Below are 24,995 nucleotides of genomic sequence, written 5' to 3' on the forward strand. Positions count from 1 at the left end.
CCGTGGTTTTGCGAAGACTGGTGGTTGGCTCCTCGGCGCCGCAACTTCTCCCTGGGGTAATGGGTCCTGGCTTTCGCCAGGACGACATTGGGAGTTAATTACACACCTCGGCATTGGCATCGTTGCCGGGGCCGCCGCCGCCGCGATATTCGAGATGGCAGCCGCGGTTGACCGGACGGCAGCCGGCGCTATTGCAGAATAGCTGTCCGCCGCTCGAGCGGCGGCTGGCGCCAGCGGCAGCAGCGATGCCCGCAGCGCCACCAAAGCCGCCGGCCGCTCCGGCAGCCTCACCGCCGGCTTGACGACGCTGCCGCGCGGGACGCTCGTCGCCATCGTCACGCTTTGCGGTCGCAGGCTTGGCGGTCGCAGGCTTGGCGGCACGCTGCTTCTCGCACTCGTTGTCGTCGTTGAGCGCATAGCCATCACGGCAGACGATCTTGGTGCACTTGTCGCCGTCGGCCTTGAAGCCGTGCTCGCAAACCAGCGGACAGACGCGCGACTGTTTCGACTTGAGCGTGTCGAGCGCGTCGGTGCTCGCCACCTTCACGTCGAGCTTGGTGCCGGCATAACGGTTGAACTGCGACAACGAGCGCTGCGCGGACGTCGTCCAGTTGCCGTCGGCGGCGCCGGAGAAGCAACCGACCCGGCCGAGCTCGGTCTGCACCGAGCGGCTGAGATCGGCCGGCGCGGAGGGCGGCGTCAGCGACGCGACGTTTGTGCCGGTGGGGCTCGCCGTGGTGGCTGGCGCCGCACTCGGCGCCGCGGCGGCGAGATTGACGCGCTGCTGCTCGGCGGCGGCCGCCTGCTGCTGCGCCTGCTCCTTGGCCTTTTGCGCCGCAAGCTGTACCTGCTCGGCGGCCTTCGCATCGGCGACTGCCTTGGCCTGCGTATCCTTCTGCGCGCCAAGTGCGGCAAGACGATCGCGCTCGGCCTCGGCCTGCTTCGCCTTCTCGGTGGCCGCCGCATGAGCCTGCTCGGCGCCGATTTTTTCGAGCTGAAGCTTGGCAAGGCTCGCATAGAAGCCGTCGGAATGCTGGGCGAGGAACGCCTCCCATGCCGGCCTGTTGCCGACCTGGAGCGCGAGTTCGTAATCGCGGCGGATGTCGGCTTGCGGGTTCGGCGCGGGCGCGGCGGGAGCCGCAGCCGTCACCTTGACCGGCACCAGCGGCACGTCCTCGCCGCCGAGCGAGCCATAGACGAACGGCTCCTGCTTGTTACCTGTCGACTTGAGCACGTCGTCGCGCACGAAGCCGAAGGCGCGGCGGACGTCGAGGCCCGGCGTCGTCAGATGCTTGGACAGCGCCACGGTGAAGGGGCTGTTCGCACCGTCGCCATCCTGCGCCGTGAAGCCGGCCTTGGCCGAATAGGCGATCAGCGTGTTGGGGCTGGTCGGCTCGACCTGGGCGAGGCCGCGGCCGATGCCGCGCGACGCGACCGTGCGCTTCATGGTCTTGCCGAACGGATTGTCACGGCAGGCATCCAGGATCACCAGGCGAAGCTGCTTGGCCGGTTCGACCGCAACCAGGACGCGGTCGAGGGAGAGCGCCTCGTCAAAGACGTCGGTGTCACGCTCCAGCTTGGCGTCGACAGGGATCAGATAGTTCGAGCCTTCAACCTCGATGCCGTGGCCGGCATAATAGACCACGGCGATATCGGCATCGCGGGTCCCGTCGGCAAATTCGCGCAGCACGCGTCGGGTTTCCTGCGCCGTCAGGTCGTGCCGGGAATCGACGATGTCGAACCCGGCCTCCTTCAGCGTCCGGGCCATCACCGAACCGTCATTGACGGGGTTCGTCAGCGACGGCGCATGCTGGTAGGCGGAGTTGGCGATCACCAGCGCGACGCGCTTTCCGGCGAAAGCGGGCCCGGTGCCGAATAGCAGCGCGACGGCGAGGAGAAGGGGGCAAAGTCTGAGCAATTTGCGCATGACACGACTTCCGAGTTCAGGGCCGTTCGAGCCCCTTTGGGACGGCTTTAGCAGGGTCCGTCGCGGACGCTTGTGACGGAGGTCACGAAGGTGATGCCAGCGGCAGGCCGAAAGGCCGCTTTTGTTTGTCGCGCCAGTCCGGCCGCGGTTCGCCGAGACACGAGTGCACAGCAGGTTCCCTCAGGCATCTCCCACGTGGCCCCGATATTGCGGCAGATTATCCGTAATCTCGTGCCAAGGCGCCTTCGAGCCCACGAAAATGTGGGCGCTCGGTCGGATCGAGGGGGCATCGACCAGGGTTCCCATGGCGACATGGACCCATTTTCCCTCGCGCACCCGGGAATAAAGCAGCGAGCCGCAGCGGGCGCAGTGGGCGTCATGGGTGGTGTCGTCGCCGTAGATGGTGCGCTGGTTCTCGCCGCTGACGATGCGGAGCTTGCCCTGCTCGATACCGGCGAACGGCTTGAAGGCGGCGCCGGTGGTGCGGCGGCAATCCGAGCAGTGGCAGTTCATCGCATAAGAGAACGCGTCCGCCACCTCGTAGCGCACGGCGCGGCAATAGCATTCACCGACCAGGATACGAGCGTTCGAATTCTCTGATCCGGTCATCACAGTGTCCTCGCGCAAATGGTACGCACTCCCATAGCGCATTTTGACGTGTACGACTAAGTTCGCCCCGAGCCATCATTCAAAGGGATGACCCATGAGCCAGAACCGTTCGAGTGTCGAAGCCGTCGTGCAATCCTATTTCGACGGACTTTACGAGGGCGATGCCGAAAAGCTCGGCGCCATCTTCCATCCCTCCGCCGATTTGCGCTGGGTCGAGAAGGGTGAGCTGCAGGTGCTGACCGTGCCGGACTGGCTCGACCGCGTGCGCAAGCGTCCCTCCGGCAAGGCCGAAGGCAAGCCGCGCGAGGATTTCATCGTCACGATCGACCGTTCCGACGACAAGACCGCCTTCATCAAGGTCCGATGCCAACTGCCGCCGCGTTTTTTCACGGACTATCTGGTGGCGATGAAGCTCGCCGACGGCTGGCAGATCGTATCGAAGTCTTATCGGTATGATCTGCGGGAGTGAGGGGGGCCTAATCTTCCGCTGCCCGAAATCGGGCGCACTCGTCCCACATCCTCCGTCGTTGCGAGCGCAGCGAAGCAATCCAGAGTCTTTCCGCGGAGGCAGACTGGATTGCTTCGCTGCGCTCGCAATGATGATGCGGATGGAGTGCATGCCGCATCTCCACCCCGCCCGCCTCGCTCAAAAGGTTCCCCATGCTTCTCGACCGCCGTTCGCTGCTTGCCTCGCTGTGCTGGATTGCCGCCTCTCCCGCGCTCGCCGCGGACGCGCTACCTGAACTCGAAGCCTATGAGCGCGAGAGCGGCGGCCGGATCGGGGTCTATGCCGAGAACCTCGCGACCGGCGCGAAGCTCGCATGGCGCGCCGACGAACGGTTCGTCATGTGCTCGACATTCAAGGCTTCGCTCGCGGCCTGCGTACTGGCGCGGGTCGATCGTGGCGAGGATCAGCTTGCGGCCATGATCCCGTACGGCACGGCCGACCTGCTGGAGTACGCACCGGTCGCCAAGCAAAACATTGCCGCCGGCGCAATGTCGGTCACCGAGATGTGCAAGGCGATCGTCGAGCTCAGCGACAACACCTGCGCCAATTTGCTGCTGGCGCGGATCGGCGGTCCCGCCGCACTCACCGCGTTCTGGCGGTCGCTCGGCGACACCACCTCACGGCTCGACCACAACGAGCCCGAGCTCAACCGCTCACCGCCCGGCGATCCCCGCGACACCACGACGCCGGCGGCGATGGCAGGCAATCTGCGCCGGCTTGTGACGGGCGAGGCGCTGTCGGCGACCTCGCGTGCGCAGCTCACGGACTGGCTGGTGGGTTGCAAGACCGGCGCGAACCGGCTGCGTGGCGGGCTCCCCGCAAGCTGGAAGATCGGCGACAAGACCGGCAACAACGGCAAGGACGCCTCCGGCGATATCGCGGTGGCCTGGCCCAAGCCCGATACGAAACCCGATGCCCCGATCCTGATCGCGGCCTATACCCAGGGCGGCACGCCGAGCGCGGCACAGATCGAAGCCGTGTTCGCACGCATCGGGCACATCGTGGCCGAGCGGCTGGCGTAAGCCGCACGCATTGACCTTGCGGCCGCTTCCGGGTGAAGACAGATCATCATGGAAGCGAAATTTCAGACCTTTCTCATCCTACTCGCCGTGCTGGCGGGCACCGCGCTTGTCGCCCGCCGCTTCAACATCGCGCCTGCCATTCTGCTGATGCTCTCCGGCGTCGGCCTCGCCTTCGTGCCGGGCATGCCACCGGTCGAACTGCCGCCGGAACTGGTGCTGCTGATGGTGCTGCCGCCGCTGATCTATTCGGCGAGCGTCGCGATGAGCTGGCGCGAGTTCAAAAAGAATCTTCGCCCCATTGTGATGCTCGCGGTCGGCGCGGTGATCTTCACCACAGCACTGGTCGCAACCGCCACCCACTATTTGATCGGCCTGCCCTGGACGATCGGCTTCCTGCTCGGCGCCATCGTCGCGCCGCCCGACGTGGTGGCGCCGCTCGCGATCGCGCGCCGGTTGCATTTGCCGCGCAGGCTCACGGTCATCCTCGAAGGCGAAGGGCTCGCGAATGACGCCACCGCGCTGATCCTCTATCGGTTCGCGCTCGCCGCAATCATGGTCGGGCATTTCTCGCTGCCTCTGGCAGGCGGCGAGTTCCTGCTCATCGTCGCCGGGGAGATCGCCTTCGGCATCGGTGTCGGCTGGCTCTCCCTGCGTTTCCGCAAATGGTCGGGGGATCCGCAGGTCGAGCTGACGCTGTCGCTGATCACGCCCTACGTGTCCTATTGGCTGCCCGAACATCTCGGAGGCTCCGGCGTGATCGCCACCGTTGCCTGTGGCCTCTATGTGAGCTGGAACGGCCCGCTGCTGATCTCGGCATCGACGCGCCTGCAAGGAATCTTCTTCTGGGACCTCGTGATCTATCTGATTGAGGGCTTGCTGTTCCTGCTCACCGGATTCCAGATGCGCGCGCTCTACGAGAAGTCGAAAGCGTTCCCGCTCGACGACATCATGATTGCGACCGCCGTGGTGCTGGCGGTCGTCGTGATCGCACGCTTCGCCTGGCTCTATCCCGCGACCTATCTGCCACGAATGCTCAGCAAGTCGCTGCGTGCGCGCGATCCGTCACCGCCATGGCAATGGCCGTTCGTGCTTGCGTTCACCGGCGTGCGCGGCGCGGTGTCGCTGGCGGCGGCACTGGCGCTGCCGTTCACGCTGCCGGGCGGCGAGGCCTTTCCGTTTCGCGACCTGATCCTGTTCGTTGCCTTCGGTGTCATCTTCATCACGCTGATCGGCGTCGGCCTCACACTGCCCCCGGTGGTGCGTTGGCTCGGTGTCGCGGACGCCGGCCGCAGCGAGCATGCCGCCGAGCACGAGTCCGAGATCGCGGCACGGCGCCAGGCCCTCGATGCCGCCCTGACGTCGCTCGATGCGCTAACCGAGGAGAAGGACGTCTCGGACGAGGTGATGCGGCTCCTGCGCGCCCGCCACGAGATCCGGGTCAACCAGCTTCCCGATTCGCTCGATCCCACCCGCCACGACGTCTCCGCCGCCGGCACCGCCTTGACTCGCGATCTGATCGCCGCCGAGCGCAAATTCATCCACAACCTGCTGCGCGACGGCCAGATCACCGACGAGACGCGCCGGCGGATCGAGCGCGATCTGGATCTGGAGGAGGCGAGTTTGGCGAACCGGGAATACCGGGGAGGGCCGCTATAGATTCCCGTCATTGCTGGCGGCGCAAACTACCGCCTCTCGCAAAATTCCCTCATCGCCACCGCCACGGCGCCCGCAATGATCTCCTGACGCTCCGGCGAGTTCATCGCCATTTCCTCGTCGCGGTTGATGATGGAGCCCGCTTCGAGCAGCACTGCGGCGCTACGGGTTTGCGAGAGCACGACGAGCCCGTCATAGCGGTAGACGCCGACATCCTTGTCGAGCAATTGGCGCCGGTAGCGGCCCATCACCGGCAGGCTGTATTGGCTGGCATAATGCAGGTCCTGCTCTTTCAACTGCCTGCCGATCATCCGGGCCAGCATCAAGCTTGCGGCGAAGTGCGGATTCCGCTCCGACACAAACAGAGAGTGGCCCGAAAAGCGGTCACTGAAATAGCTGTTCGCGCCGTCGAACTCCCAGGTCTCGATCAGCTTGTCCGGCACCGAATCGTGATGGATCGACAGGAAGAGATCGGCCCGGGCACCATTCGCGGTGCTGACGCGTTTGAGCAGGCTCGGCCGGGCCTTGCCGTCCGTGACGAGCAGCCGGGTCGCGGCAAAGCCTTCGGCCTTGAGCTTCGCCGTGATCAGACTTGCAAGCCGGAAGTTGAAGCCGAACTCGGTGTCGTTGCGTGCGCTCAACGCGCCGTAGGAGTCCGGGGTGTGCCCGACATCCACGACGATCCGGAATTTCGACATCTCACACTTGACCGGCGCGTGCGGCGGCTTGGGTTTCGCGATTGTCCGCGCGATAGCAGCATGACCGCTGTCTGCAGGCGCCAGCGACCATAGCAAGATCGACGCGACGAGCGTCGAGACGAGACTTGCAAGGATGCGCGGCTGCCCCAAGCGCTACTCCGCTGCTGCTGTTCGCGGCCGGCCGACAAAGCCTGTGACGTCGCCGAAACGCTCCAGCATCACCGCGGAAAGGTCCTTGGTCTTGCTGGTGACGCAGGCGCCCGAGCGCACAGCGTAACGATCCTGATGCGCGGCCTGCGGCGGCGGCTCGCCCTGCTGAAGCGCCCGCGCCAGCTCCATCACGACTTTCCGGAAATGCATGATACCGAGATCGGTCGGACCGAGATGCTCGCGGGTGCGGTCGGCGATCGGGCGCTGGCTGTCCTGCACGGCCGCATCCTGTTCGGAGACGCCCTTGATGCCGGTGTAGCTCCTGGTCTTCTGGAGCTTGCGATCGATCAGATAGTCGTTGCCCTTGTGGCGCAGCGGCACGTAGTTGTCGCCAACCTCCGCGATCACGCCGTTGCCGCGGTCGAAGGCGTCGCGCTCGGCTTGCGTCAGCGGCCGCTCCGGATTCCAGGCATAGGTGTAGATCCAGCAATTGGTGTCGGTAACGGGCACGAAGGTCTGGCCAAAGATGTTCTCGCCGGGCATCGCGCTCGGGGCATAGGCGTGGAACGGCATCAGGAACTGCGCGATGCGCCAGTAGATGTCATCGCGGCCCGTGAGCCGCCCGCCGGCGATGGTGAGGCCCGCCGCGTGCGGAGCGATCTTGATCACAGGGCGCGGATCCTCCGCGATCCAGCGCATGTGATCGCTCGACATCCGCGCGATCGGATTCACGAAATGCTTCTTGATATCCAGAATCTCGTTCTCCTCCTTGTCGAAGGAGAGATGGGCGAAGGTGAAATGTGCGGTGTCGATCGAGCCTTCCAGCGCCTGCACCCAGTTGCAGTCCTGCCATTTCTTGCTGACGTAGCGGTGCGAGGCCGGCAGCAGCGCCATTTCGAGATCGGGCAGCTCGGGCATCGCATCCGCGGGACCCATATAGGCCCAGATCATCTCGCCCCATTCGCGCGCCGGATAGGATTTGATGCGGATGAGATCCTTGGCGTTGAGATCGGGATAGGAGGTCGGCATGTCGACGCACCTCCCGTCGGTGTCGAACTTCCAGCCGTGATAGACGCAGCGGATGCCGCATTCCTCGTTGCGCCCGAGCCAGAGATTGGCGCCGCGATGCGGGCAGTACTGATCGATTAATCCGACGACGCCGCGCGAGTCGCGGAAGGCGAGCAGCTCCTCGCCGAGAACGATGATCTTCTTCGGCTCGCCGTCGGGTTCGGGGAGTTCTTCGGACAGCAGGACAGGAATCCAGAACCGGCGCAACAATTCGCCCATGCCGGTTCCGGGGCCCGACTCGGTCAGGAATTTGTTGTCCTCGGCGCGGAGCATGGAAAATCCTCCCGACGGTCTTTGTTTTCGGCAAGATTGGCGCGGACGCGGGAAGACGTCAACGCGGAACGCGATGCGCAGGCGGGTTAAACCGGCCGCTCCCCCTTCACCGTCACGCGCGTGCCGGAGCGCGTATGCGGCCAGTAATCCCACATCGCGCGGTGCTGGGTGCAGCGGTTGTCCCAGAACGCGATCGCGTTCTCGGTCCAGCGGAAACGGCACTGAAACAGTGGGTTCTCGGCGTGTTGATAGAGATAGGCCAGCATCGCGTCGCTCTCGTCGCGCGGGATGCCGTTGATGTGCCGGGTGAAGCCGCGGTTGACGTAGAGCGCCTTCTTGCCCGTGACCGGATGCGTGCGCACCACGGGATGCTCGGCACTCGGATAGGACGGTCGGTCGGCGACGCCGTAATTGGCGTAGAGCCCGCGATAGATCGGCTCGCCGTCGTGCAGCGCGGTCAGCCCGTCGAGATAGGCCTTCATGCGATCCGACAGCGCCTCGTAGGCGGCGTACATGTTGGCGAACAGCGTGTCGCCGCCGCGCGGCGGGCACTGCTTGATGTAGAGGATCGAGCCCATCGGCGGCTCGAGATCGCAGGACACGTCGGAATGCCAGCCCTCGCCGTTGGCACGCGGCGAGTTCGCATCCGCATAGATCTTCATCAGCGCGGGGTCTTCATCTTCGTGCGGCGCGGCGGGATGGAAATGCAGCTCGCCGAACTTGCGGCCGAAGGCGAGATGCTGTTGCGGCGTGATGTGCTGGTCGCGGAAGAAGATCACGAGGTTTTCAGCGAGCGCGCGATGGACCTCGTCGATCTGCCGGTTGGAGCGCGCATCGTCGGAAACGAGCTTGCCGATGTCGACGCCGGAGATTTCCGCGCCGATGATGGGCGTGAGCTTTTCGACCCGAAGCGTCTCGTAAGGCGCGCCGTCGTCCGTAGCGTGGCGATAGCGCGGACCCTGCTTGCCGGCGAGTGAGCTCATGGCGTGTCTCCCGATGCATTCTTGCTTGGGAGCATCGTAGCAATGTAGGGCGGGTTAGCGAAGCGTAACCCGCCACTTCGCGCCCGCAAAAATAAGGCGGGTTACGCTTTCGCTAACCCGCCCTACGATTCCTGATCTGGAGCAATACTACTCCGCCGCGGTCACCGGCACCTTGGCGCCCTGGCCGTAGCGCTGCTCGATATAGTCGATCACGAGCGCCTTGAAGTCGGCGGAGATGGTCGGGCCGCGCAGGGTGCGGAATTTCTTGCCGTCGACGAACACCGGGGCAGCCGGCGCCTCGCCCGTGCCCGGCAGCGAGATGCCGATATTGGCGTGCTTGGATTCGCCAGGGCCGTTGACGATGCAGCCCATCACCGCGACGTTGAGCTCTTCCACGCCGGGATATTTCGTCTTCCAGGTCGGCATCTCGTCGCGGATGAAACCCTGGATCGAGCTGGCCAGTTCCTGGAACGTAGTTGAAGTGGTGCGGCCGCAGCCGGGGCATGCCGCAACCAGCGGCACGAAGGTGCGGAAGCCCATGGTCTGCAAGAGCTCCTGACCGACCTGCACCTCACGGGTGCGGTCGCCGCCGGGCTCCGGCGTCAGCGAGATACGGATGGTGTCGCCGATGCCCTGCTGCAACAGGATGCCGAGCGCGGCCGAGGACGCCACGATGCCCTTGGTGCCCATGCCGGCCTCGGTCAGGCCGAGGTGGATCGCGTAGTCGGAACGGCTGGCGAGATCCTGGTAGACCGCGATCAGATCCTGCACGGCCGAGACTTTGGCCGAGAGGATGATGCGATTCTTCGGCATGCCGAGCTCTTCGGCGCGCGCGGCCGAGAGCAGCGCGGACTGCACCATGGCTTCGCGCGTCACCGCGCGCACATCGCGCGGATCGGCGGACGCGGCGTTCTCGTCCATCAGCTTGGTCAGCAGCTCCTGGTCGAGCGAGCCCCAATTGGCGCCGATGCGTACCGGCTTGTTGTTCTTGTTGGCGATCTCGATGATGTCGGCGAACTGGGTGTCGCGCTTGTCCTTGAAGCCGACATTGCCGGGATTGATGCGATATTTGGCGAGCGCCTCGGCGCAGGCCGGATAGGCCGCGAGCAGCTTGTGGCCGATATAGTGGAAGTCGCCGATCAGCGGCGTGGTGATGCCGCGCTTGAGCAGGCCGTCGCGGATGTGCGGGACGGCGGCGGCGGCCTCCTCGCGGTCCACGGTGATGCGGACCATTTCGGAACCGGCGCGGGCGAGCGCTGCCACCTGGGCAATGGTGCCGTCGATATCGGCGGTGTCGGTGTTGGTCATCGACTGCACGACGATCGGCGCACCGCCGCCGACGGCGACGTCGCCGACCTTGACCTGGGTGGTCTTATGCCGGGGCGCAGGGCCCGCAACGTCGGAATCGATGGTGTTTTCGAGCTTGTTCATGGCGTCCAAATATCAGGTTTTGGTGACGTTCAGCAATGCATCGCGCGGCGCCGCAGCGGATTGACTGGGACGGTTAACCAGAAAAAGCCCAGCAATGACAAGGACGGCGGCAGCCCCGAATGTCAGGTTCAGCGTGTCGTGCATGATGAAATAACTACCCACCACGCCAAACAAAGGGGTGATGAAGGTAAAAGCCGACAATTTGCTGGCCGAATAGGTCTTCACCAGCGCGAACCAAAGCGTGAACGTGGTTCCCACGACCCAGATCGCCTGGAAGGCCATCAGGCCCAGCGACAGCGGCGACGGGGTGTGCGGGATGGTCTCCCCGAACAGCCAGGCGGCCAGCCCCAGGATCGGGATCGACGTCGCGACCTGGTAGCCCAGCGCCTTCTCGGGCGCCGCGAAGCGCAGCCGGGTGCCCTTGGCAACCAGCGTGGTCGCCGCCCACAGCGCGGCGCCGCCGACGATCATGAGGTCGCCGAGCAGGACATGCGAATCGACGTTGGGCTGCGGCACCCCGATCGCGAGCGCGACGCCGGCAAAGCTTATGGCGAGCCCCAGCCATTGCATCCCGCCAAGCCGCTCGCCGAGCACCTGGTAGGAGCCGAGCGCGACAAAGAACGGCGCGGTGTAGAGGAACACGACTGCCCGCGATGCCGGTGTGAAGCGCAGGCCCTGGAAGATCAGCACGAACTCGATGCCGAACATCAGTCCCGCGATCACGCCGGGCTTCCAGGTGCCGTCGCGTTCGAAGAATTTAACGCCGCGCAAGCTGCCGATGATGAACAGCACCGGCAGCGCGCCCATCGAACGGAGCGTGGCCTGAAGCATCGGCGGGATGTCCGGCAGCACCAGTTTCACCGCGATCTGGTTGAATCCCCAGGTCAGGCACAGCATGAGCATCAGGGCGATGGCGCCGGCACTGAGGGGACGACCAGCGGACGGTATGGCTTGAGGTGGGGACATTTCTTCCTGAAAAACCGGCTTTGCGCCGTTGTTGCTCTATGCAGCTTTCTGACAATGCGCACAGACGCCCGTGATTTCCACCACGGACAATTTGGGAGCGAAGCCTGAGCTGCGCGCGGCGGCGTTGAGATCCCTGGCGAATGAAGCCGACGGAATCTCACCGACCAGGCCACAGCGCTCGCAGATCAGGAACGTCACCGCCGAGGTCGCGTCGTGGTCGTGAGCGGCGCAGGCGAGATAGGCGTTGCGACTTTCGATGCGGTGCACGAGCCCGTTGGCCATCAGGAAATCGAGAGCACGATACACCGTGATCGGCGCCGGCCGCGGCATCGACTTCGCCAGCTCGTCGATCACCTCATAGGCGCCGAGTGGCCGGTGGCTCGAGAGCAGCGCTCCCAACACATGGCGGCGTATCGGCGTGAATTTCTGCGCGCGCTCTCCGCAGACGGCCTCGGCATGCGCCAGCGCATCCGCGGTGCAGCGGCCGTGATCGTGGTCGGGCGCGGGAAATGCCGGTTTTGCGAGGGTCATGCGACCGGCGTTCTAGCATTTCGAAAGGGGAACCCAAAGCAGGACCGGCGATGCGGCCATCAGCCATGCTCGCCCTGCGGGACAGTGTCCCGCAAACCCGCCATGAAATAATCATAAGCTTGCTTATTATATTCCAAGCTTATTGGAGACCAAGCTCATGAGCCTAGGGCCCGTGGACCAGAACTTCCTGTTTACGCTCGCCGAGCTCTATCGCCTGCTCCGGGTCTATGCCGACAAGGAAGCTTCGCGCTTCGGCATCACCCGCGCGCAATGGGCGGTGCTGGCCAAGGTCGAGCGTAGCGAAGGCATGAAGCAGTCGGAACTCGCCGAGCTTCTCGAGGTGCAGCCGATCACGCTGACACGCCTGATCGACAAGCTCTGTGACAGCGACTGGATCGAGCGACGCAACGATCCTTCGGACCGCCGCGTCAAGCGGCTGTACCTGAAGAAGGCCGGGCGGCAATTGCTCGGGCGGATGAGCGGGCTGAAATCCGAGCTCACGGCCAACGCGCTCGACGGCATCACTCCGGCGGACGCCCACCGCCTCCTCACCCAACTCGAAACAATCAAGGAAAACGTGCGGTCCGCGATCCAGACCAGCGGAGCGGAACAAGCGCGTAAGGAGCAGCGCTATGGCTGATCAGGTTCTCAAATTCCAGCCCGAGCAGAAAATCGACGGCGGCAAGCCCACCAAGAAAGCCGGCACCAATCCGCGCCGCCGCCTGGTGGCGGGCCTGCGCCGTTATCGCCGCGTCCTGCTTCTGGTCGTGCTGCCGATCGTCGTCGCAGTTGCCGGCTTCACTTTCTATCTCAACGGCGGCCGTTACGTCGGCACCGACGACGCCTATGTCGGCGCGCAGAAGGTGCTGGTGACGCCCGATATCTCCGGCAAAATCCAGAAGGTTGTCGTCAAGGAGGGCCAGATCGTCAAGCACGGCGACGAGCTGTTCGAGATCGACCCCGCTCCGTTCCGTCATGCGCTGGAAGAAGCCAAAGCGCAACTCGCCCAGGCCCGCATCACCTATGACAATCTCGTTGCCAACATCAAGATCTACGGCGACATGCTCAACCTCGCCCAGCAGGGCGTCGACCTGAAGCAGCGCGACGTCGAGCGCAAGCAGGCGCTGGTGAAGAACAATTACGGCTCGCAGCTCGATCTCGACAACGCGTCGAATGCACTGGTCACCGCCGGCGCGCAGGCGCAATACATCAAGCAGCAACTCTCCAATGCCAAGACCCAATTGCTCGGCAATCCCGAGTTGCCGCTGGAGCAATTCCCCGCCTACGCGCAAGCCAAAGCCAAGCTGGACGATGCCCAGCGCAACCTCGACCACACCGTGCTGCGCGCGCCGATGGATGGCGTGGCAACCCAGGTCGAACAGATTCAGCTCGGCCGCTACGTCGCCGCCGGCACGCCGGTGTTCTCCATCATCGACGTCGCCCATCCCTGGGTCGACGCCAATCCGAAGGAGAGCGACCTCACCTATGTCACCGAAGGACAGCCGGTCACGCTCGAGGTCGACGCGTTCCCGAACCATCTCTTCAAGGGCAAGATCGGCTCGCTCTCGCCCGGCACCGGCGCGCAATTCGCGATCCTGCCGCCGCAGAACGCCAGCGGCAATTTCGTCAAGGTGGTGCAGCGCGTGCCGATCCGCATCTATTTCGACGAGACCGACAAATACGTGCGCAAGCTGAAGGCCGGCATGAGCGTCTACGCCACCATCGACACCGGCCACCGGCGCTCGCTCGCCGGCCTGCTCGGCCTGTCGGCGACCGCGAGCCAAGACAAAGATTCGGACAAAGACTGAGACAAGGACTGATCCGATGTCCGGCCCCAATGCCCATTTGATGGTTCCCGGCCTGCGCCGGAACATGGTGACGATCTGCGCCATGACGGCAACCATCATGCAGGCGCTGGACACCACCATCGCCAACGTCGCCCTGCCCTATATGCAGGGTACGCTGTCGGCCTCGCAGGACCAGATCAACTGGGTGCTGACCTCCTACATCGTCGCCGCCGCGATCATGACGGCACCGGTGGGCTGGATCGCCAACCGCTTCGGCCGCAAGCGCATCTTCATCATCTGCTCGGCCGGCTTCACCATGGCATCGGTGCTGTGCGGGCTTGCGCAGGACATCAACCAGATGGTGCTGTTCCGCCTGCTGCAGGGCGTGTTCGGCGCGGCTCTGGTGCCGTTGTCGCAATCGGTGATGCTCGACTATTACACGCTCCAGGAACGCGCCAAGGCGATGTCGATCTGGGGCATGGGCGTGATGATGGGGCCGATCATGGGTCCATCGCTCGGCGCCTGGCTGACCGAGACTTATTCCTGGCACTGGGTGTTCTTTGTCAATCTGCCGTTCGGCGCCATCACCGTGATCGGGCTCATCATCTTCATGGACGAGACCCGGAAGGATCTCAGTCTCAAGTTCGACTGGTTCGGGTTCGCGGCGCTGGCGGTCGCGATCGGCTCGCTTCAGCTCGCGCTCGACCGCGGCGAGCAACTGGGCTGGCTCGAATCAGGTGAAATCCTTGCGGAGTTCATCGTCTCGGCCGTCGCCTTCTACTTCTTCATCGCGCACTCCTTCACGACCTCGACGCCGTTCATCCGTTTTGCGCTTTTCAGGGATCGCAACTTCGTCACCGGCTGCATGTTCATGGTCGTGATGGGCCTCGTGCTGTTCTCGACCATGGCGCTGGCCTCGCCCTATATGCAGAACGTGATCGGCTATCCCATCATTACCGCGGGCCTGCTGCTGGCGAGCCGCGGCTTCGGCACCTTCTTCGCGATGATGCTGGTCGGCCGCATGATGCGTTATGTCGAGGCCCGTACGCTGATCATCACGGGCCTGACGCTGACCGCCGGCTCGCTGTTCCAGATGACCGGCTGGACCGATTTGACCCAGGTGCCGGAGATCGTGACCGTCAGCGTCATCCAGGGCTTCGGCTTCGGCCTTGTCTTCGTGCCGTTATCGACGGTGGCGTTCCTGACCTTGTCGAATGAGCTACGCACCGACGGCACCGCGATGCTGACCCTGATGCGCAACGTCGCGAGCTCGGTGGGCATTTCCGTCGTCATCGCCCAGCTGACGCAGGGCACGCGGCGGACCTACGCGATCCTGTCCGAGCATATCAATCCATTCAACCACGCGCTCCAGATGCCCAGCGTCAGCGGCATGATCAATCTCTCCACCGACGCCGGCCGCGCCATGGCCGATCGCATGGTCAGCGTGCAGGCCCAGATCATCGCCTTTGCGCACGACTACCAGCTGGTGATGTTCTTCATCCTCTGCACCATCCCGCTCGCCCTGCTGATCGGCTCGACCAAGGCCACCCTGCGCAAGCAGGCGGCCGGGCCGGAACATGCGGTGATGGAGTAACGTGGGTCACAACTTCCGCCGTCGTCCTGGACAAGCGCAGCGCAGATCCAGGACCCATTACCCCAGGGAGGAGTTTGGTGGTAAGTCGTGGTTACCAGCCTCGCGCCACAACCTTTCCCTGGGGTAATGGGTCCTGGCTTTCGCCAGGATGACACCGGTTTATCGCGTGAGCAGTTACAACAATTCCTCGCAACCCAAATCCTCGACCGCCATCATCACGCGCTCCAGATTATTCCACCAGACGACCTCTGGGGTGTTGACGCTCCATTGCCAAACCGGCTTCGTGATGTGCCAGAGCACCGACCAGCGATAGTCTTGGTCCAGCGCGCCGCGTGTGTAGCCGGCGACACCGTACGCGATCAGCGTCTCATAGTAGCGGTTGAGCAGCGCCCGTTCGAGTGCCTGCCGGCGTTCCGGATACCATTGGGTCGCCATCATGTAGGCGAGATCGCTTGTAGGCACGCCGATGCGCCACCGGTCGAAATCAAAAATGCGTACGCTATCGGCGACGCCGGCGCGCGGCACCAGGAAATTCCAGCAATGCGCGTCACCGTGGACGACGGTCACGTTGCGGTGTGAATGGTAGCGCTGGAGCAGGTGGCCCGACTGGTCGATGAAGCGCCGATAGAGGATTCGGCGCTCTTCGCTGAGGCGGTCGCCGAGCAGATCGGCGAAGCGGTCGTAATGGCCGGCGAAGGTCTCCATCTGCCTCACGCTTTCGTCGACGCTTGACCAGGAGCCGACAGCCTCACCAAGGCTGGCATGATCCCACCACGCAGCGTGCCAGCGCGCGAGTGCGGTGACGATCGCCGTTGCCCGATCGCGCGAAGGCGGCAGCGGCCAAGCTGCCGCGATCTCATGGCTGCCGGTGAGATCTTCGAGCAGCAGATGCCAGTCCTGGCTCTCCTCGTCGAAATGGCCATCGTAGCAGCGCGGTACGATCTGCGACGGCATATTCGGTGCAAGATGAGTGTAGAAGGCCACTTCCTGCCGACCGGAATTGGCCAACGTCTTGGCGTAGGTCGGATGCGGCATCTTGAGGATCACGGAGGGCGGTGCCCCGGCGGATTCCCCGACATAACGCAGCCCAAGGCGGATGACCTGTGACACCATGGCCGGGTGCTGATGCAGCACCTTCACTTCGCGCACTGCGCCGGCGTCCAGTACGCCACTCCTACGCAGCGCAGCTGTCAGTTGGGCGGGCTCAACGACCGCCGGCAATTGTGGAGGTGTCATGAACCACGATGCCCCTGTCCCGCGTCATACTGCACGATCACGGCCGCAGGCGCCAGCGAACGACGTCGCGCCCGGCTCAGGCCGCCGCTGTCGAGTCGCGCACCGTCCGGACCACGACCGACCGGAGCTGTTCGAGATTGGCCGCCATGCCGGCGATCGCCTGCCTGACCTCCGCGGCGCGCTCGTTCACGGAGGCGGCGTCGCGGCTGACATCACCGATCTTGGCCGAGACCTCCTTGGCCGCGGACGCCGATTCGGAGATCGACCGCGTGATCTCTCGCGTCGCCGCGTCCTGCTCTTCCATCGCGGCGGCAACCGAGGTGGCGACGCCGTCGATCTCGACGATGTGGCCTCCCATGGTTTCGACGGCATCGACTGCGGCCTGCGTCGAGGCCTGGATCTCGGCAATCAGCCGCGCGATCTCCTCGGTGGATTTGGCGGTCTGGTCGGACAGGGATTTCACTTCGGCGGCGACCACCGCGAAGCCACGGCCTGCCTCCCCGGCCCGCGCCGCCTCGATCGTGGCGTTGAGTGCCAGCAGATTGGTCTGGCCGGCGATGCCGCCGATGAGGTCGGAGACCTCGGCGATCTTCTTCACCGATCCAGCCAGCGTCTGGATGGTCGAGCGCGCCTGTTCCCGACCGGCGACCGCCGATTTTGTAACCGTGCTGGTCCGCGCGACCTGGGTTGCGATCTCGCGGATCGAAGCACTGAGTTCTTCCGCTGCGGCCGAGACGGTCTGCGAGCTGCCGAGGGCCTGGGTCGAGGCGGCTGCGACCGCCTGCGACTGTGTCGAGAGCGACCTTGCGATCTCGGACAGACTGGAGGCGGCACGCTCCACGCCTTGCGTCGCCGCGCTCGCGGTATCGACCGAGCGGCCGGTCTCGCGCTCGACGGTTTCGGCCATCTGGTGCAGGGCCCCGCGCTTGGCGAGCGCCGCCTCATGCTCCTTCTGCAACTGCTCCTCGCGCAGCCGGAAATTCTCGACCGCCGCCTGCTTGAACACCAGGAGCGCGCCCGCCATCGAGCCGACCTCGTCCTGCCGATGCGCGAAAGGAATGTCGGCGGCGAGATCGCCGGTCGCGAGCTTTTGCATCGTGCTGGTCATGCGCACGATCGGGCGCATCACGCCGAGAGCGACGCCGAGCAGGCCCGCCGCAATGAAGGCGAGGACGGCGGCGGAGACGCCGAGGAGGATATAAAGCATGGAGCTGTCGCGGTCCGCGGCCAGCTTCTCCATGTCGGCATTCTGCTTGTTGGCGCTCTCGACGATGCTGTCGATGACGGCGCGGTGCGCGGTGTAGGCATCCTTGAGCTGCGCGTAGGCGCGCTCGGAGCCGGCCGTGTCCTTGGACTTGAGGGCGGGGAGGAGCTGGTCGGACAACAGCTTCCAGAACTTCTGCACCTCGGCGTCGGATTTCGACACCAGGGCCGTCTTCAGGTCGGCCGAGAGGCTGGAGGTGACCCAGAATGCCTTGCGCTCGTCGTAGTCCTTGCGGAGCTGGACCAGGCGTTCGCCATGGGCCGCGAGCTGGTCGGGCTCGCGCATGGCGAGCGTGGCCTCGAGATAGGCCTCGATCACATATTCCGGCGGCGGCAGAATGTCGGCGATGAGGTCATTGCCCAGCTTGATGTCGGAATAGAGCGGACCGCCGACCTTTAGCTCTTTCAAGGCGTAAAGGCTGGTGGAGACCACGGCGGTGAAACCGATCGCCAGAACGACGCCGAAAGCAATGATTGCGGAAGAAAGCGAAAGGCGAATTTTCATGGAATAATCCAATGGGGCCGCGCCGAATCCCACGGACCCTAGAGGATTACGGTAAACACGGGATTGCTTCGCGCAGAAATTGCATCGCGCGAGCTCCGAAAAAATACGGGAAACGGCGTCAGGTGAACGGTTTCGGGCAGCGAAATCAGGCCCGTCCTCCGCTGTCGTCCCGGATCGGCGCTTGGCCTGACCGGGACGACGCTGGGGTCACACGTCGAAAAACACCGTTTCGTTGTCGCCCTGGAGCCGCAGGTCGAGCCGGTACACCGGCTTGCCGGCCTCGCGCACGGCCGTCAGCGTGGCGCGGCGGTCGGCCGGCACCACCGCCAGCACGGGATCGGCGGCATTGCCGGCCTCGTCGCTGAAATAGATGCGGGTATAGAGATGCCGCAGCATGCCGCGGCCGAACACCGCAAGCAGGATATGCGGTGCCTGCGGCTTGCCGTCGGGATCGGGCACCGCGCCCGGCTTGATGGTTTCAAAGGAATAATTGCCGTCCTTGTCGGTGCCGCAGCGGGCAAAGCCACGGAAGCTCGCATTCGGCAGGGCGCGTTTGTCCTGCGGATCGGCGAAGCGCCCCTGCGCATCGGCCTGCCAGATCTCCAGCATGGCATCGGGCACGGCGACCCCATCGCCGTCGAACACGCGGCCCTCGATCCGGACACGCTCGCCGGTGACGTCGGGCGTTAGCGTCGAGTTGGTAAACGCGTCGTTCCAGGCGTACTCGCCGGTCGGCGTCAGGCCGTATTTGAAGAACGGGCCGACGGTCTGCGACGGCGTGATCCCATTGTCCTGCACTTAATGGTTCTCCATAGGGGTGGCGTTCTTGCCGCGCAGCACGACATCAAAGCGGTAGCACAGCGCCCATTCGGGCTGGGTGTTCTCGAGATCGAACGATGACACCATCCGCGCCCGCGCCTTTTCGTCCGGCACCGAATTGAAGATCGGATCGAACGGGAATAGCGGATCGGCCGGGAAGTACATCTGCGTCACGAGACGCGTGACAAAGGAATGGCCGAACACCGAGAGGTGGATGTGGGCGGGACGCCAGGCGTTATGATGGTTGCCCCACGGATAGGCGCCGGGCTTGATGGTGACGAAGCGGTAATAGCCCGCAGCATCGCTGACAGTGCGGCCCGCGCCCGTAAAGTTCGGATCGAGCGGCGCCGGATGCTGGTCGCGGACGTGAACGTAACGGCCGCAGGAATTGGCCTGCCAGATCTCGACCAGCGAGTTCGGCACGCCGCGGCCGTCCTCGTCGCGCACATGGCCGTGCACGATGATGCGTTCGCCGAGCGGCTCGCCGGTGTGCTGAGTGGTGAGGTCGCTGTCGCCCTCGCGCACGGTCTCATGGCCGTAGACCGGGCCGGTCAGCTCCGACAGCGTATGGCGCATCGGGATCAAGGGCTTGTTCGGCGCGCGCTTGATCGAGCTCTTGTACTCGGGCGACAGCGGCAGCGGATGCGCCGTGTTGCTGTCGACGGGATAGATCAATGTCATTGGCGAACTCCTCCCCGGCCTTTTTCCGACCGGTCAACGCTTCCGCCAATCATTATAGGATATAACTAATTGGGGGAAGCGGCTTTGAGCCCTATTTGATCGGCGGACGCGGCAGGACGGCCTCGCCGGCTTCGAGCCGGTAGACATGGTCGAGCGAATACCATGGCGTCGCGACGTCGCGCTCGCTCGGATGTGGCGTGTCATGGCGCAGGAACTTGCCGATCAGCGCCTTGGTCACGCCGAACTGCACGTCGCTGTCGATATGCGGATCGGCGGGGTCGTAGACCTGCGAGATCAGCACCTTGAATCCGGGCTTGAAGATCAACGCATGCAGGTGCGCGGGACGATAGGGATGCCGGCCTTGCGCCTCCAGAAGGCGGCCGACCACGCCGTCGGTCGGAATGGGATAGCCGACCATCATCACGGAGCGGAAAGAGAAGGCTCCGTCGTGGTCGGTCGTAAACTTGCCGCGCAGGTTCATGTCGGCCTGCTCGGGGTCCTGGTTTTCATAGAGACCCACGGGCGATGCGTGCCAGACATCGACCTCGGCGCCGGCGACGGGACGGCCGTCCTTGTCCACGACGCGGCCGTTGACGAACAGCGGCGCGCCCGGCGTCTCGGAGCGGACGATCGATCCGCCATTTTCCACCCGCGGCGAGTTCAGCCGCCAGAACGGTCCGAGCAGCGACTGGTCGGTTTCCGTGTTGCCCTCATCGCCGTTGTTCAGCAGGCACACCAGCGGCGAGACGCCGAGCGAGCCTGCCATCAGCACGACCTCGTTATGCGTGTCGGTCGAGAGCTTGCCGAGCTCGGCGATGACAGCCGTGGCGTCGCGAAACTCTTTCTCCGTCAGGCGAACGTCGCGGACGAAGGCATGCAGGTGCTTGACCAGAGAGACTATGATCTGGCGCAGCCGCGGATCTGACGTCCGCTCCATCACCGCCAATGCCGCGGCCGTGACGTCCTGCTCGCTCGCGATGATCATGGCACGGTTTTCTCCCTGTCGTTCCGGGGCAGCCCGAGGGCTGAACCCGGAATCTCGAGATCCCGGGTTCGGTGCAAATGCCCCGCCCCGGGATGACGGCACGCTGCGCGTCTCGTCAATTCAGCTTCTCGATCGCGACAGCCACGCCCTGGCCGACGCCGACGCACATGGTGGCGAGCGCCAGCTTGCCGCCGCGCTTCTCCATGCCGTGTACGGCGGTGAGCGCGAGGCGCGCGCCGCTCATGCCGAGGGGATGACCGAGTGCGATCGCGCCGCCATGCGGATTGACGAAATCGGCATCGTCGGCAACGCCGAGCTGGCGCATGCAGGCGATGCCCTGCGAGGCGAAGGCTTCGTTGAGCTCGATCAGGTCGAAATCGCTGATCTTCTTGCCGAGACGCTCCATCAGCTTGCGGGTGGCCGGCACCGGGCCGATGCCCATGATGCGCGGCGGCACGCCGGCCGAGGCGAGGCCGAGGATGCGCGCGCGGGGTGTCAGGCCGTGCTTCTTCACGGCAGCCTCGGACGCCAGGATCATCGCGGCAGCGCCGTCATTGACGCCGGAGGCGTTGCCGGCGGTCACCGTGCCGGGATTGCGCACGATCGGCCTGAGCTTGGTCAGGGCTTCCAGCGTGGTCTCGGGACGCGGATGCTCGTCCTTGTCGACTGTAACAGGGCCGGCCTTGCCGCCGGGAATGGTGATCGGGATGATCTCCTCGGCGAAATAGCCGGCCGCGATCGCGGCGCCCGCGCGCTGCTGCGAGCGGATCGCGAAGGCGTCCTGATCGGCGCGCGAGACCTGGAATTCCTCGGCGACGTTCTCGCCGGTCTCGGGCATCGCGTCGACGCCATACTGCGCCTTCAGCAGCGGATTGATGAAGCGCCAGCCGATCGTGGTGTCGAAGATCTCAGCCGAGCGCGAGAACGCTTCCTGCGCCTTGCCCATCACGAAGGGCGCGCGCGTCATGGATTCGACGCCGCCGGCAATCGCAAGCTCGATCTCGCCGGAGCGGATGGCGCGGCCGGCGGCACCGACCGCATCGAGACCGGAGGCACAGAGCCGGTTCAGGGTCTGGCCTGGAACCGAATCCGGCAGGCCCGCAAGCAGGAGCGCCATGCGTGCAACGTTGCGGTTGTCCTCGCCGGCCTGGTTGGCACAGCCGAAGAAGACCTCGTCAACCTGTGCCCAGTCGAGATTGGGGTGCTTGGCCATCAGAGCCTTGATCGGGGCCGCCGCAAGGTCGTCGGCACGCACCTTGGCGAGCGAGCCGCCAAAACGGCCGATCGGGGTCCGCACGGCATCGCAGATAAAGACGTCACGCATCGTTGTTCTCCCTGAATGCCGCGATCCGGCCTAAATTCTTCAATGTCGGCGGAGTTTTAGGAGGGTGCCCGCGGGAGGTCAATTGACCGATACGCGCGTGTTCCTGGGGGTGCGCACGCGAGTTGCGCATGCCGCGGTGCGGACAACGTGGAAAACCTCCCCTCCCCGGCCAAAGCGATAGGAGCGCGGGGCGAAATTTTGTAGGTTGCGCCGCCCATGACAATGCAACAACCGATCCCTGTACCGCCCCCCGACGATACGCCCGCGCCGCAGGCGGAAGCCGCCGCGCGCGTCACGCCGATGATGGAACAGTACCTTGAAATCAAGGCGGCGCATCAGGGCCTCTTGCTGTTCTACCGGATGGGCGACTTTTACGAGCTGTTCTTCGAGGACGCAGAGATCGCCTCCAGGACACTCGGCATCGTCCTGACCAAGCGCGGCAAGCATCAAGGCGCCGATATCCCGATGTGCGGCGTGCCAGTCGAGCGCTCCGAGGATTATCTGCACCGGCTGATCGTCGCCGGGCACCGGGTCGCGGTGTGCGAGCAGACCGAGGATCCCGCCGCCGCCAAGGCGCGCGGCAACAAGAGTGTCGTGCGCCGCGGCGTGGTGCGCCTGGTCACGCCGGGCACGCTGACCGAGGACACGCTGCTCGACGCGCGCGCCAACAATTACCTGCTGGCGCTCGCGCGCGCGCGCTCATCGGCGGGCGGTGACCGCTTTGGCCTCGCCTGGATCGACATCTCGACCGCCGAATTCACGGTGACGGAATGTTCGGGCGGCGAACTCGCCGCCACTCTGGCGCGCATCAATCCGAACGAGGTGATCGTCACCGACGCGCTCTATAACGATCGCGAGCTCGGACAGACTCTGCGCGAGCTGCCGGCGGTGACGCCGCTGACCCGCGACGTCTTCGACGGCGCCACCGCCGAGAAGCGGCTATGCGACTATTTTGCCGTCGCGACCATGGACGGACTGTCCCAGCTGACGCGGCTGGAAGCCACTGCCGCCGCCGCCGCCGTCACCTATGTCGACCGCACCCAGGTCGGCAAACATCCGCCGCTGTCGCCGCCCGCGCGCGAAGCCTCGGGCGCGACCATGGCGATCGATCCCGCCACCCGTGCCAATCTCGAACTGACGCGGACCTTGGCCGGAGAACGCCGCGGCTCGCTGCTCGATGCGATCGACTGCACGGTGACCTCGGCCGGCTCGCGCCTGCTGGCGCAGCGGCTTGCCGCGCCGCTGACCGATGCGGCGGCGATTGCGCGGCGGCTCGATGCCGTCGGCAGCTTCGTTGCCGACTCGGCCGCGCGCGAGGACATCCGCAGCATCCTGCGCGGCGCCCCCGACATGTCGCGGGCGCTGGCCCGTATATCCGTCGGCCGCGGCGGGCCGCGCGACCTCGCCGGCCTGCGCGACGGCATCATCGCCGCCGACCAGGTGCTGACGCGGCTTGACGAACTCGACCAGCCGCCGCAGGAGATCGCCGTGGTGATGGCGGCGCTGCAAAGGCCATCGCGCGAGCTCGCGGCGGAATTCGCCAGGGCGCTCGACGATCAACTGCCGCTGATCAAGCGCGACGGCGGGTTCGTTCGCCAAGGCTATGAGCCTGCGCTGGACGAAACGCGGAATCTCCGCGACGCCTCGCGCCTGGTGGTGGCCTCGATGCAGGCGCGCTACGCCGACAACACGGGTGTGAAGAGTCTCAAAATCCGGCACAACAACGTGCTCGGCTATTTCGTCGAGGTCACCGCGCAGCACGGCGACAAGCTGATGTCGGCGCCGCTGAACTCAACTTTCATCCACCGCCAGACGCTGGCCGGCCAGGTCCGCTTCACCACCTCGGAACTGGGAGAGATCGAAGCCAAGATCGCCAATGCCGGCGACCGCGCACTCGGACTCGAGCTCGAAATTTTCGAGCGGCTCTGCGCCAAGGCTCTGGCAATCAGCGAGGAGCTGCGCGCCGCCGCCCACGCCTTTGCGCTGCTCGACGTCGCGACGTCGCTGGCCAAGCTGGCGATCGACGAGAACTATGTGCGGCCCGAGGTGGACGCGTCTCTCGGCTTTGCCATCGAGGCGGGTCGCCATCCGGTGGTCGAGCAGGCCTTGAAGCGCAATGGCGAGCCGTTCATCGCCAATGCCTGCGATCTCTCGCCGGGCCCTGCGCAAAAGTCCGGCCAGCTCTGGTTGCTGACCGGTCCGAACATGGCCGGTAAATCGACCTTCCTGCGCCAGAACGCGCTGATTGCGTTGCTCGCCCAGATCGGCAGCTTCGTGCCGGCGACACGCGCGCGGATCGGCATCATCGACCGCCTGTTCTCGCGTGTCGGCGCTGCCGACGATCTCGCCCGCGGCCGTTCCACCTTCATGGTCGAGATGGTCGAGACCGCGGCGATCCTGAATCAGGCCGGCGAGCGCGCGCTCGTGATCCTTGATGAAATCGGCCGCGGCACTGCGACCTTCGACGGCCTCTCGATCGCCTGGGCCGCGATCGAGCATCTGCACGAGAGTAACCGTTGCCGCACGCTGTTCGCGACGCATTATCACGAGCTGACGGCGCTCTCCGCAAAACTGCCGCGGATGTTCAACGCGACCGTGCGGGTGAAGGAATGGCAGGGCAACGTCGTGTTCCTGCACGAGGTGTTGCCGGGTTCGGCCGATCGCTCCTACGGCATTCAGGTCGCCAAGCTCGCGGGCCTGCCACCGGCCGTGATCACGCGCGCGAAATCGGTGCTGGCGAAGCTGGAAGCCCAGGACCGCGGTCAGACGGCGCGCGCGCTGGCCGACGATCTGCCGCTGTTCGCGGTGCCCTCGCGCGCCGCCGCAGAAGCCGCCCCGCCGAGCGAAGCCGAACTGCTGATGGACGCGGTGAAGGCGCTGCATCCGGACGAGATGTCGCCGCGCGAAGCACTGGACGCGCTGTATGCTTTGAAGGCCAAGCTGCCGAAGGCATGAGGTGCCGTGGGGTGGGTTAGCCGAAGG

General features: G+C 65.1%; 21 protein-coding genes. 7 read left to right on the forward strand and 14 right to left on the reverse strand.

Going from position 1 to position 24,995, the window contains the following annotated elements:
* Positions 1–94 precede the first annotated feature (94 nt).
* Both ABIB90_RS03525 and ABIB90_RS03530 read right to left on the reverse strand, forming a co-directional pair.
* The gene (locus ABIB90_RS03525) at positions 95–1,927 is read right to left on the reverse strand and encodes a caspase family protein (protein ID WP_354200208.1); all 1,833 of its coding nucleotides are present in this window, start codon (positions 1,925–1,927) and stop codon (positions 95–97) included.
* A 180-nt stretch (positions 1,928–2,107) separates the two neighbouring features.
* A complete protein-coding gene (locus ABIB90_RS03530; protein ID WP_007598114.1) occupies positions 2,108–2,536 on the reverse strand; it encodes a GFA family protein in 429 nt (142 codons plus the stop codon).
* A gap of 94 nt (positions 2,537–2,630) precedes the next feature.
* Between ABIB90_RS03530 and ABIB90_RS03535 the strand changes: the two genes are divergently transcribed.
* From ABIB90_RS03535 to ABIB90_RS03545, 3 genes are all read left to right on the forward strand, one after another.
* Positions 2,631–3,005, forward strand: a complete 375-nt coding sequence (locus ABIB90_RS03535; RefSeq protein WP_007598116.1) for a nuclear transport factor 2 family protein — start codon at positions 2,631–2,633, stop codon at positions 3,003–3,005.
* 191 nt (positions 3,006–3,196) lie between these two features.
* Positions 3,197–4,066: a class A beta-lactamase gene (gene bla, locus ABIB90_RS03540; protein ID WP_354200209.1), complete on the forward strand. Its 870-nt coding sequence runs from the start codon at positions 3,197–3,199 to the stop codon at positions 4,064–4,066.
* Positions 4,067–4,114: 48 nt separating this feature from the next.
* Positions 4,115–5,722, forward strand: a complete 1,608-nt coding sequence (locus ABIB90_RS03545; RefSeq protein ID WP_354200210.1) for a Na+/H+ antiporter — start codon at positions 4,115–4,117, stop codon at positions 5,720–5,722.
* Positions 5,723–5,748: 26 nt separating this feature from the next.
* Here ABIB90_RS03545 and ABIB90_RS03550 read toward each other — a convergent pair whose 3' ends face one another.
* From ABIB90_RS03550 to ABIB90_RS03575, 6 genes are all read right to left on the reverse strand, one after another.
* Positions 5,749–6,567 (reverse strand): N-acetylmuramoyl-L-alanine amidase, encoded by an 819-nt coding sequence (locus ABIB90_RS03550; protein WP_354200211.1) that lies wholly within the window; start codon positions 6,565–6,567, stop codon positions 5,749–5,751.
* 3 nt (positions 6,568–6,570) lie between these two features.
* Positions 6,571–7,908 carry a Rieske 2Fe-2S domain-containing protein gene (locus ABIB90_RS03555; RefSeq protein WP_354200212.1) on the reverse strand — a complete coding sequence of 446 codons (1,338 nt, stop codon included), beginning with the start codon at positions 7,906–7,908 and terminating at the stop codon, positions 6,571–6,573.
* A gap of 86 nt (positions 7,909–7,994) precedes the next feature.
* Positions 7,995–8,891: a TauD/TfdA dioxygenase family protein gene (locus tag ABIB90_RS03560; protein ID WP_354200213.1), complete on the reverse strand. Its 897-nt coding sequence runs from the start codon at positions 8,889–8,891 to the stop codon at positions 7,995–7,997.
* Between the two features lie 147 nt (positions 8,892–9,038).
* The gene (gene ispG / locus ABIB90_RS03565; RefSeq protein WP_007598128.1) at positions 9,039–10,322 is read right to left on the reverse strand and encodes a flavodoxin-dependent (E)-4-hydroxy-3-methylbut-2-enyl-diphosphate synthase; all 1,284 of its coding nucleotides are present in this window, start codon (positions 10,320–10,322) and stop codon (positions 9,039–9,041) included.
* Between the two features lie 12 nt (positions 10,323–10,334).
* The gene (locus tag ABIB90_RS03570; protein WP_354200214.1) at positions 10,335–11,288 is read right to left on the reverse strand and encodes a DMT family transporter; all 954 of its coding nucleotides are present in this window, start codon (positions 11,286–11,288) and stop codon (positions 10,335–10,337) included.
* A 36-nt stretch (positions 11,289–11,324) separates the two neighbouring features.
* Positions 11,325–11,819, reverse strand: a complete 495-nt coding sequence (locus ABIB90_RS03575) for a Fur family transcriptional regulator (protein ID WP_007615963.1) — start codon at positions 11,817–11,819, stop codon at positions 11,325–11,327.
* A gap of 157 nt (positions 11,820–11,976) precedes the next feature.
* Between ABIB90_RS03575 and ABIB90_RS03580 the strand changes: the two genes are divergently transcribed.
* Genes ABIB90_RS03580 through ABIB90_RS03590 form a run of 3 tightly spaced genes read left to right on the forward strand, consistent with a single transcriptional unit; the run spans position 11,977 to position 15,200 of the window.
* Entirely contained in the window at positions 11,977–12,459 is a 483-nt protein-coding gene (locus ABIB90_RS03580; RefSeq protein ID WP_354200215.1) for a MarR family winged helix-turn-helix transcriptional regulator, read from the forward strand.
* The gene (locus ABIB90_RS03585; protein WP_354200216.1) at positions 12,452–13,627 is read left to right on the forward strand and encodes an HlyD family secretion protein; all 1,176 of its coding nucleotides are present in this window, start codon (positions 12,452–12,454) and stop codon (positions 13,625–13,627) included. The genes ABIB90_RS03580 and ABIB90_RS03585 overlap by 8 nt, the downstream gene beginning before the upstream one ends.
* A gap of 16 nt (positions 13,628–13,643) precedes the next feature.
* A complete protein-coding gene (locus tag ABIB90_RS03590; protein ID WP_007598138.1) occupies positions 13,644–15,200 on the forward strand; it encodes an MDR family MFS transporter in 1,557 nt (518 codons plus the stop codon).
* 174 nt (positions 15,201–15,374) lie between these two features.
* Here ABIB90_RS03590 and ABIB90_RS03595 read toward each other — a convergent pair whose 3' ends face one another.
* The 6 genes from ABIB90_RS03595 to pcaF all read right to left on the reverse strand — a co-directional run bounded on the left by ABIB90_RS03595 (position 15,375) and on the right by pcaF (position 22,013).
* Entirely contained in the window at positions 15,375–16,349 is a 975-nt protein-coding gene (locus ABIB90_RS03595) for a phosphotransferase (RefSeq protein WP_354200217.1), read from the reverse strand.
* A 163-nt stretch (positions 16,350–16,512) separates the two neighbouring features.
* Positions 16,513–18,204 carry a methyl-accepting chemotaxis protein gene (locus ABIB90_RS03600; RefSeq protein WP_354200218.1) on the reverse strand — a complete coding sequence of 564 codons (1,692 nt, stop codon included), beginning with the start codon at positions 18,202–18,204 and terminating at the stop codon, positions 16,513–16,515.
* A gap of 207 nt (positions 18,205–18,411) precedes the next feature.
* The gene (pcaG, locus tag ABIB90_RS03605; RefSeq protein WP_007598143.1) at positions 18,412–19,002 is read right to left on the reverse strand and encodes a protocatechuate 3,4-dioxygenase subunit alpha; all 591 of its coding nucleotides are present in this window, start codon (positions 19,000–19,002) and stop codon (positions 18,412–18,414) included.
* A complete protein-coding gene (gene pcaH / locus ABIB90_RS03610; protein ID WP_007598144.1) occupies positions 19,003–19,704 on the reverse strand; it encodes a protocatechuate 3,4-dioxygenase subunit beta in 702 nt (233 codons plus the stop codon).
* A 91-nt stretch (positions 19,705–19,795) separates the two neighbouring features.
* Positions 19,796–20,689 (reverse strand): dioxygenase family protein, encoded by an 894-nt coding sequence (locus ABIB90_RS03615; protein ID WP_354200219.1) that lies wholly within the window; start codon positions 20,687–20,689, stop codon positions 19,796–19,798.
* Positions 20,690–20,804: 115 nt separating this feature from the next.
* Complete coding sequence (gene pcaF, locus ABIB90_RS03620) at positions 20,805–22,013, reverse strand: 3-oxoadipyl-CoA thiolase (RefSeq protein ID WP_007598148.1); 1,209 nt, start codon at positions 22,011–22,013, stop codon at positions 20,805–20,807.
* Between the two features lie 216 nt (positions 22,014–22,229).
* Between pcaF and mutS the strand changes: the two genes are divergently transcribed.
* Positions 22,230–24,968 carry a DNA mismatch repair protein MutS gene (gene mutS / locus ABIB90_RS03625; protein ID WP_354200220.1) on the forward strand — a complete coding sequence of 913 codons (2,739 nt, stop codon included), beginning with the start codon at positions 22,230–22,232 and terminating at the stop codon, positions 24,966–24,968.
* The last annotated feature ends 27 nt before the right edge of the window (positions 24,969–24,995 follow it).

The sequence above is a fragment of the Bradyrhizobium sp. JR4.1 genome, from assembly GCF_040548605.1.
Classification (GTDB): Bacteria; Pseudomonadota; Alphaproteobacteria; order Rhizobiales; family Xanthobacteraceae; genus Bradyrhizobium; species Bradyrhizobium canariense.

Coding starts and splice junctions, on each gene's coding strand:
- ABIB90_RS03525 (WP_354200208.1), bottom strand. CDS start 1,927: ATGCGCAAATTGCTCAGACTTTGCCCCCTTCTCCTCGCCGTCGCGCTG.
- ABIB90_RS03530 (WP_007598114.1), bottom strand. CDS start 2,536: ATGACCGGATCAGAGAATTCGAACGCTCGTATCCTGGTCGGTGAATGC.
- ABIB90_RS03535 (WP_007598116.1), top strand. CDS start 2,631: ATGAGCCAGAACCGTTCGAGTGTCGAAGCCGTCGTGCAATCCTATTTC.
- bla (WP_354200209.1), top strand. CDS start 3,197: ATGCTTCTCGACCGCCGTTCGCTGCTTGCCTCGCTGTGCTGGATTGCC.
- ABIB90_RS03545 (WP_354200210.1), top strand. CDS start 4,115: ATGGAAGCGAAATTTCAGACCTTTCTCATCCTACTCGCCGTGCTGGCG.
- ABIB90_RS03555 (WP_354200212.1), bottom strand. CDS start 7,908: ATGCTCCGCGCCGAGGACAACAAATTCCTGACCGAGTCGGGCCCCGGA.
- ABIB90_RS03560 (WP_354200213.1), bottom strand. CDS start 8,891: ATGAGCTCACTCGCCGGCAAGCAGGGTCCGCGCTATCGCCACGCTACG.
- ispG (WP_007598128.1), bottom strand. CDS start 10,322: ATGAACAAGCTCGAAAACACCATCGATTCCGACGTTGCGGGCCCTGCG.
- ABIB90_RS03570 (WP_354200214.1), bottom strand. CDS start 11,288: ATGTCCCCACCTCAAGCCATACCGTCCGCTGGTCGTCCCCTCAGTGCC.
- ABIB90_RS03575 (WP_007615963.1), bottom strand. CDS start 11,819: ATGACCCTCGCAAAACCGGCATTTCCCGCGCCCGACCACGATCACGGC.
- ABIB90_RS03580 (WP_354200215.1), top strand. CDS start 11,977: ATGAGCCTAGGGCCCGTGGACCAGAACTTCCTGTTTACGCTCGCCGAG.
- ABIB90_RS03585 (WP_354200216.1), top strand. CDS start 12,452: ATGGCTGATCAGGTTCTCAAATTCCAGCCCGAGCAGAAAATCGACGGC.
- ABIB90_RS03590 (WP_007598138.1), top strand. CDS start 13,644: ATGTCCGGCCCCAATGCCCATTTGATGGTTCCCGGCCTGCGCCGGAAC.
- ABIB90_RS03600 (WP_354200218.1), bottom strand. CDS start 18,204: ATGAAAATTCGCCTTTCGCTTTCTTCCGCAATCATTGCTTTCGGCGTC.
- pcaH (WP_007598144.1), bottom strand. CDS start 19,704: ATGACATTGATCTATCCCGTCGACAGCAACACGGCGCATCCGCTGCCG.
- ABIB90_RS03615 (WP_354200219.1), bottom strand. CDS start 20,689: ATGATCATCGCGAGCGAGCAGGACGTCACGGCCGCGGCATTGGCGGTG.
- pcaF (WP_007598148.1), bottom strand. CDS start 22,013: ATGCGTGACGTCTTTATCTGCGATGCCGTGCGGACCCCGATCGGCCGT.
- mutS (WP_354200220.1), top strand. CDS start 22,230: ATGACAATGCAACAACCGATCCCTGTACCGCCCCCCGACGATACGCCC.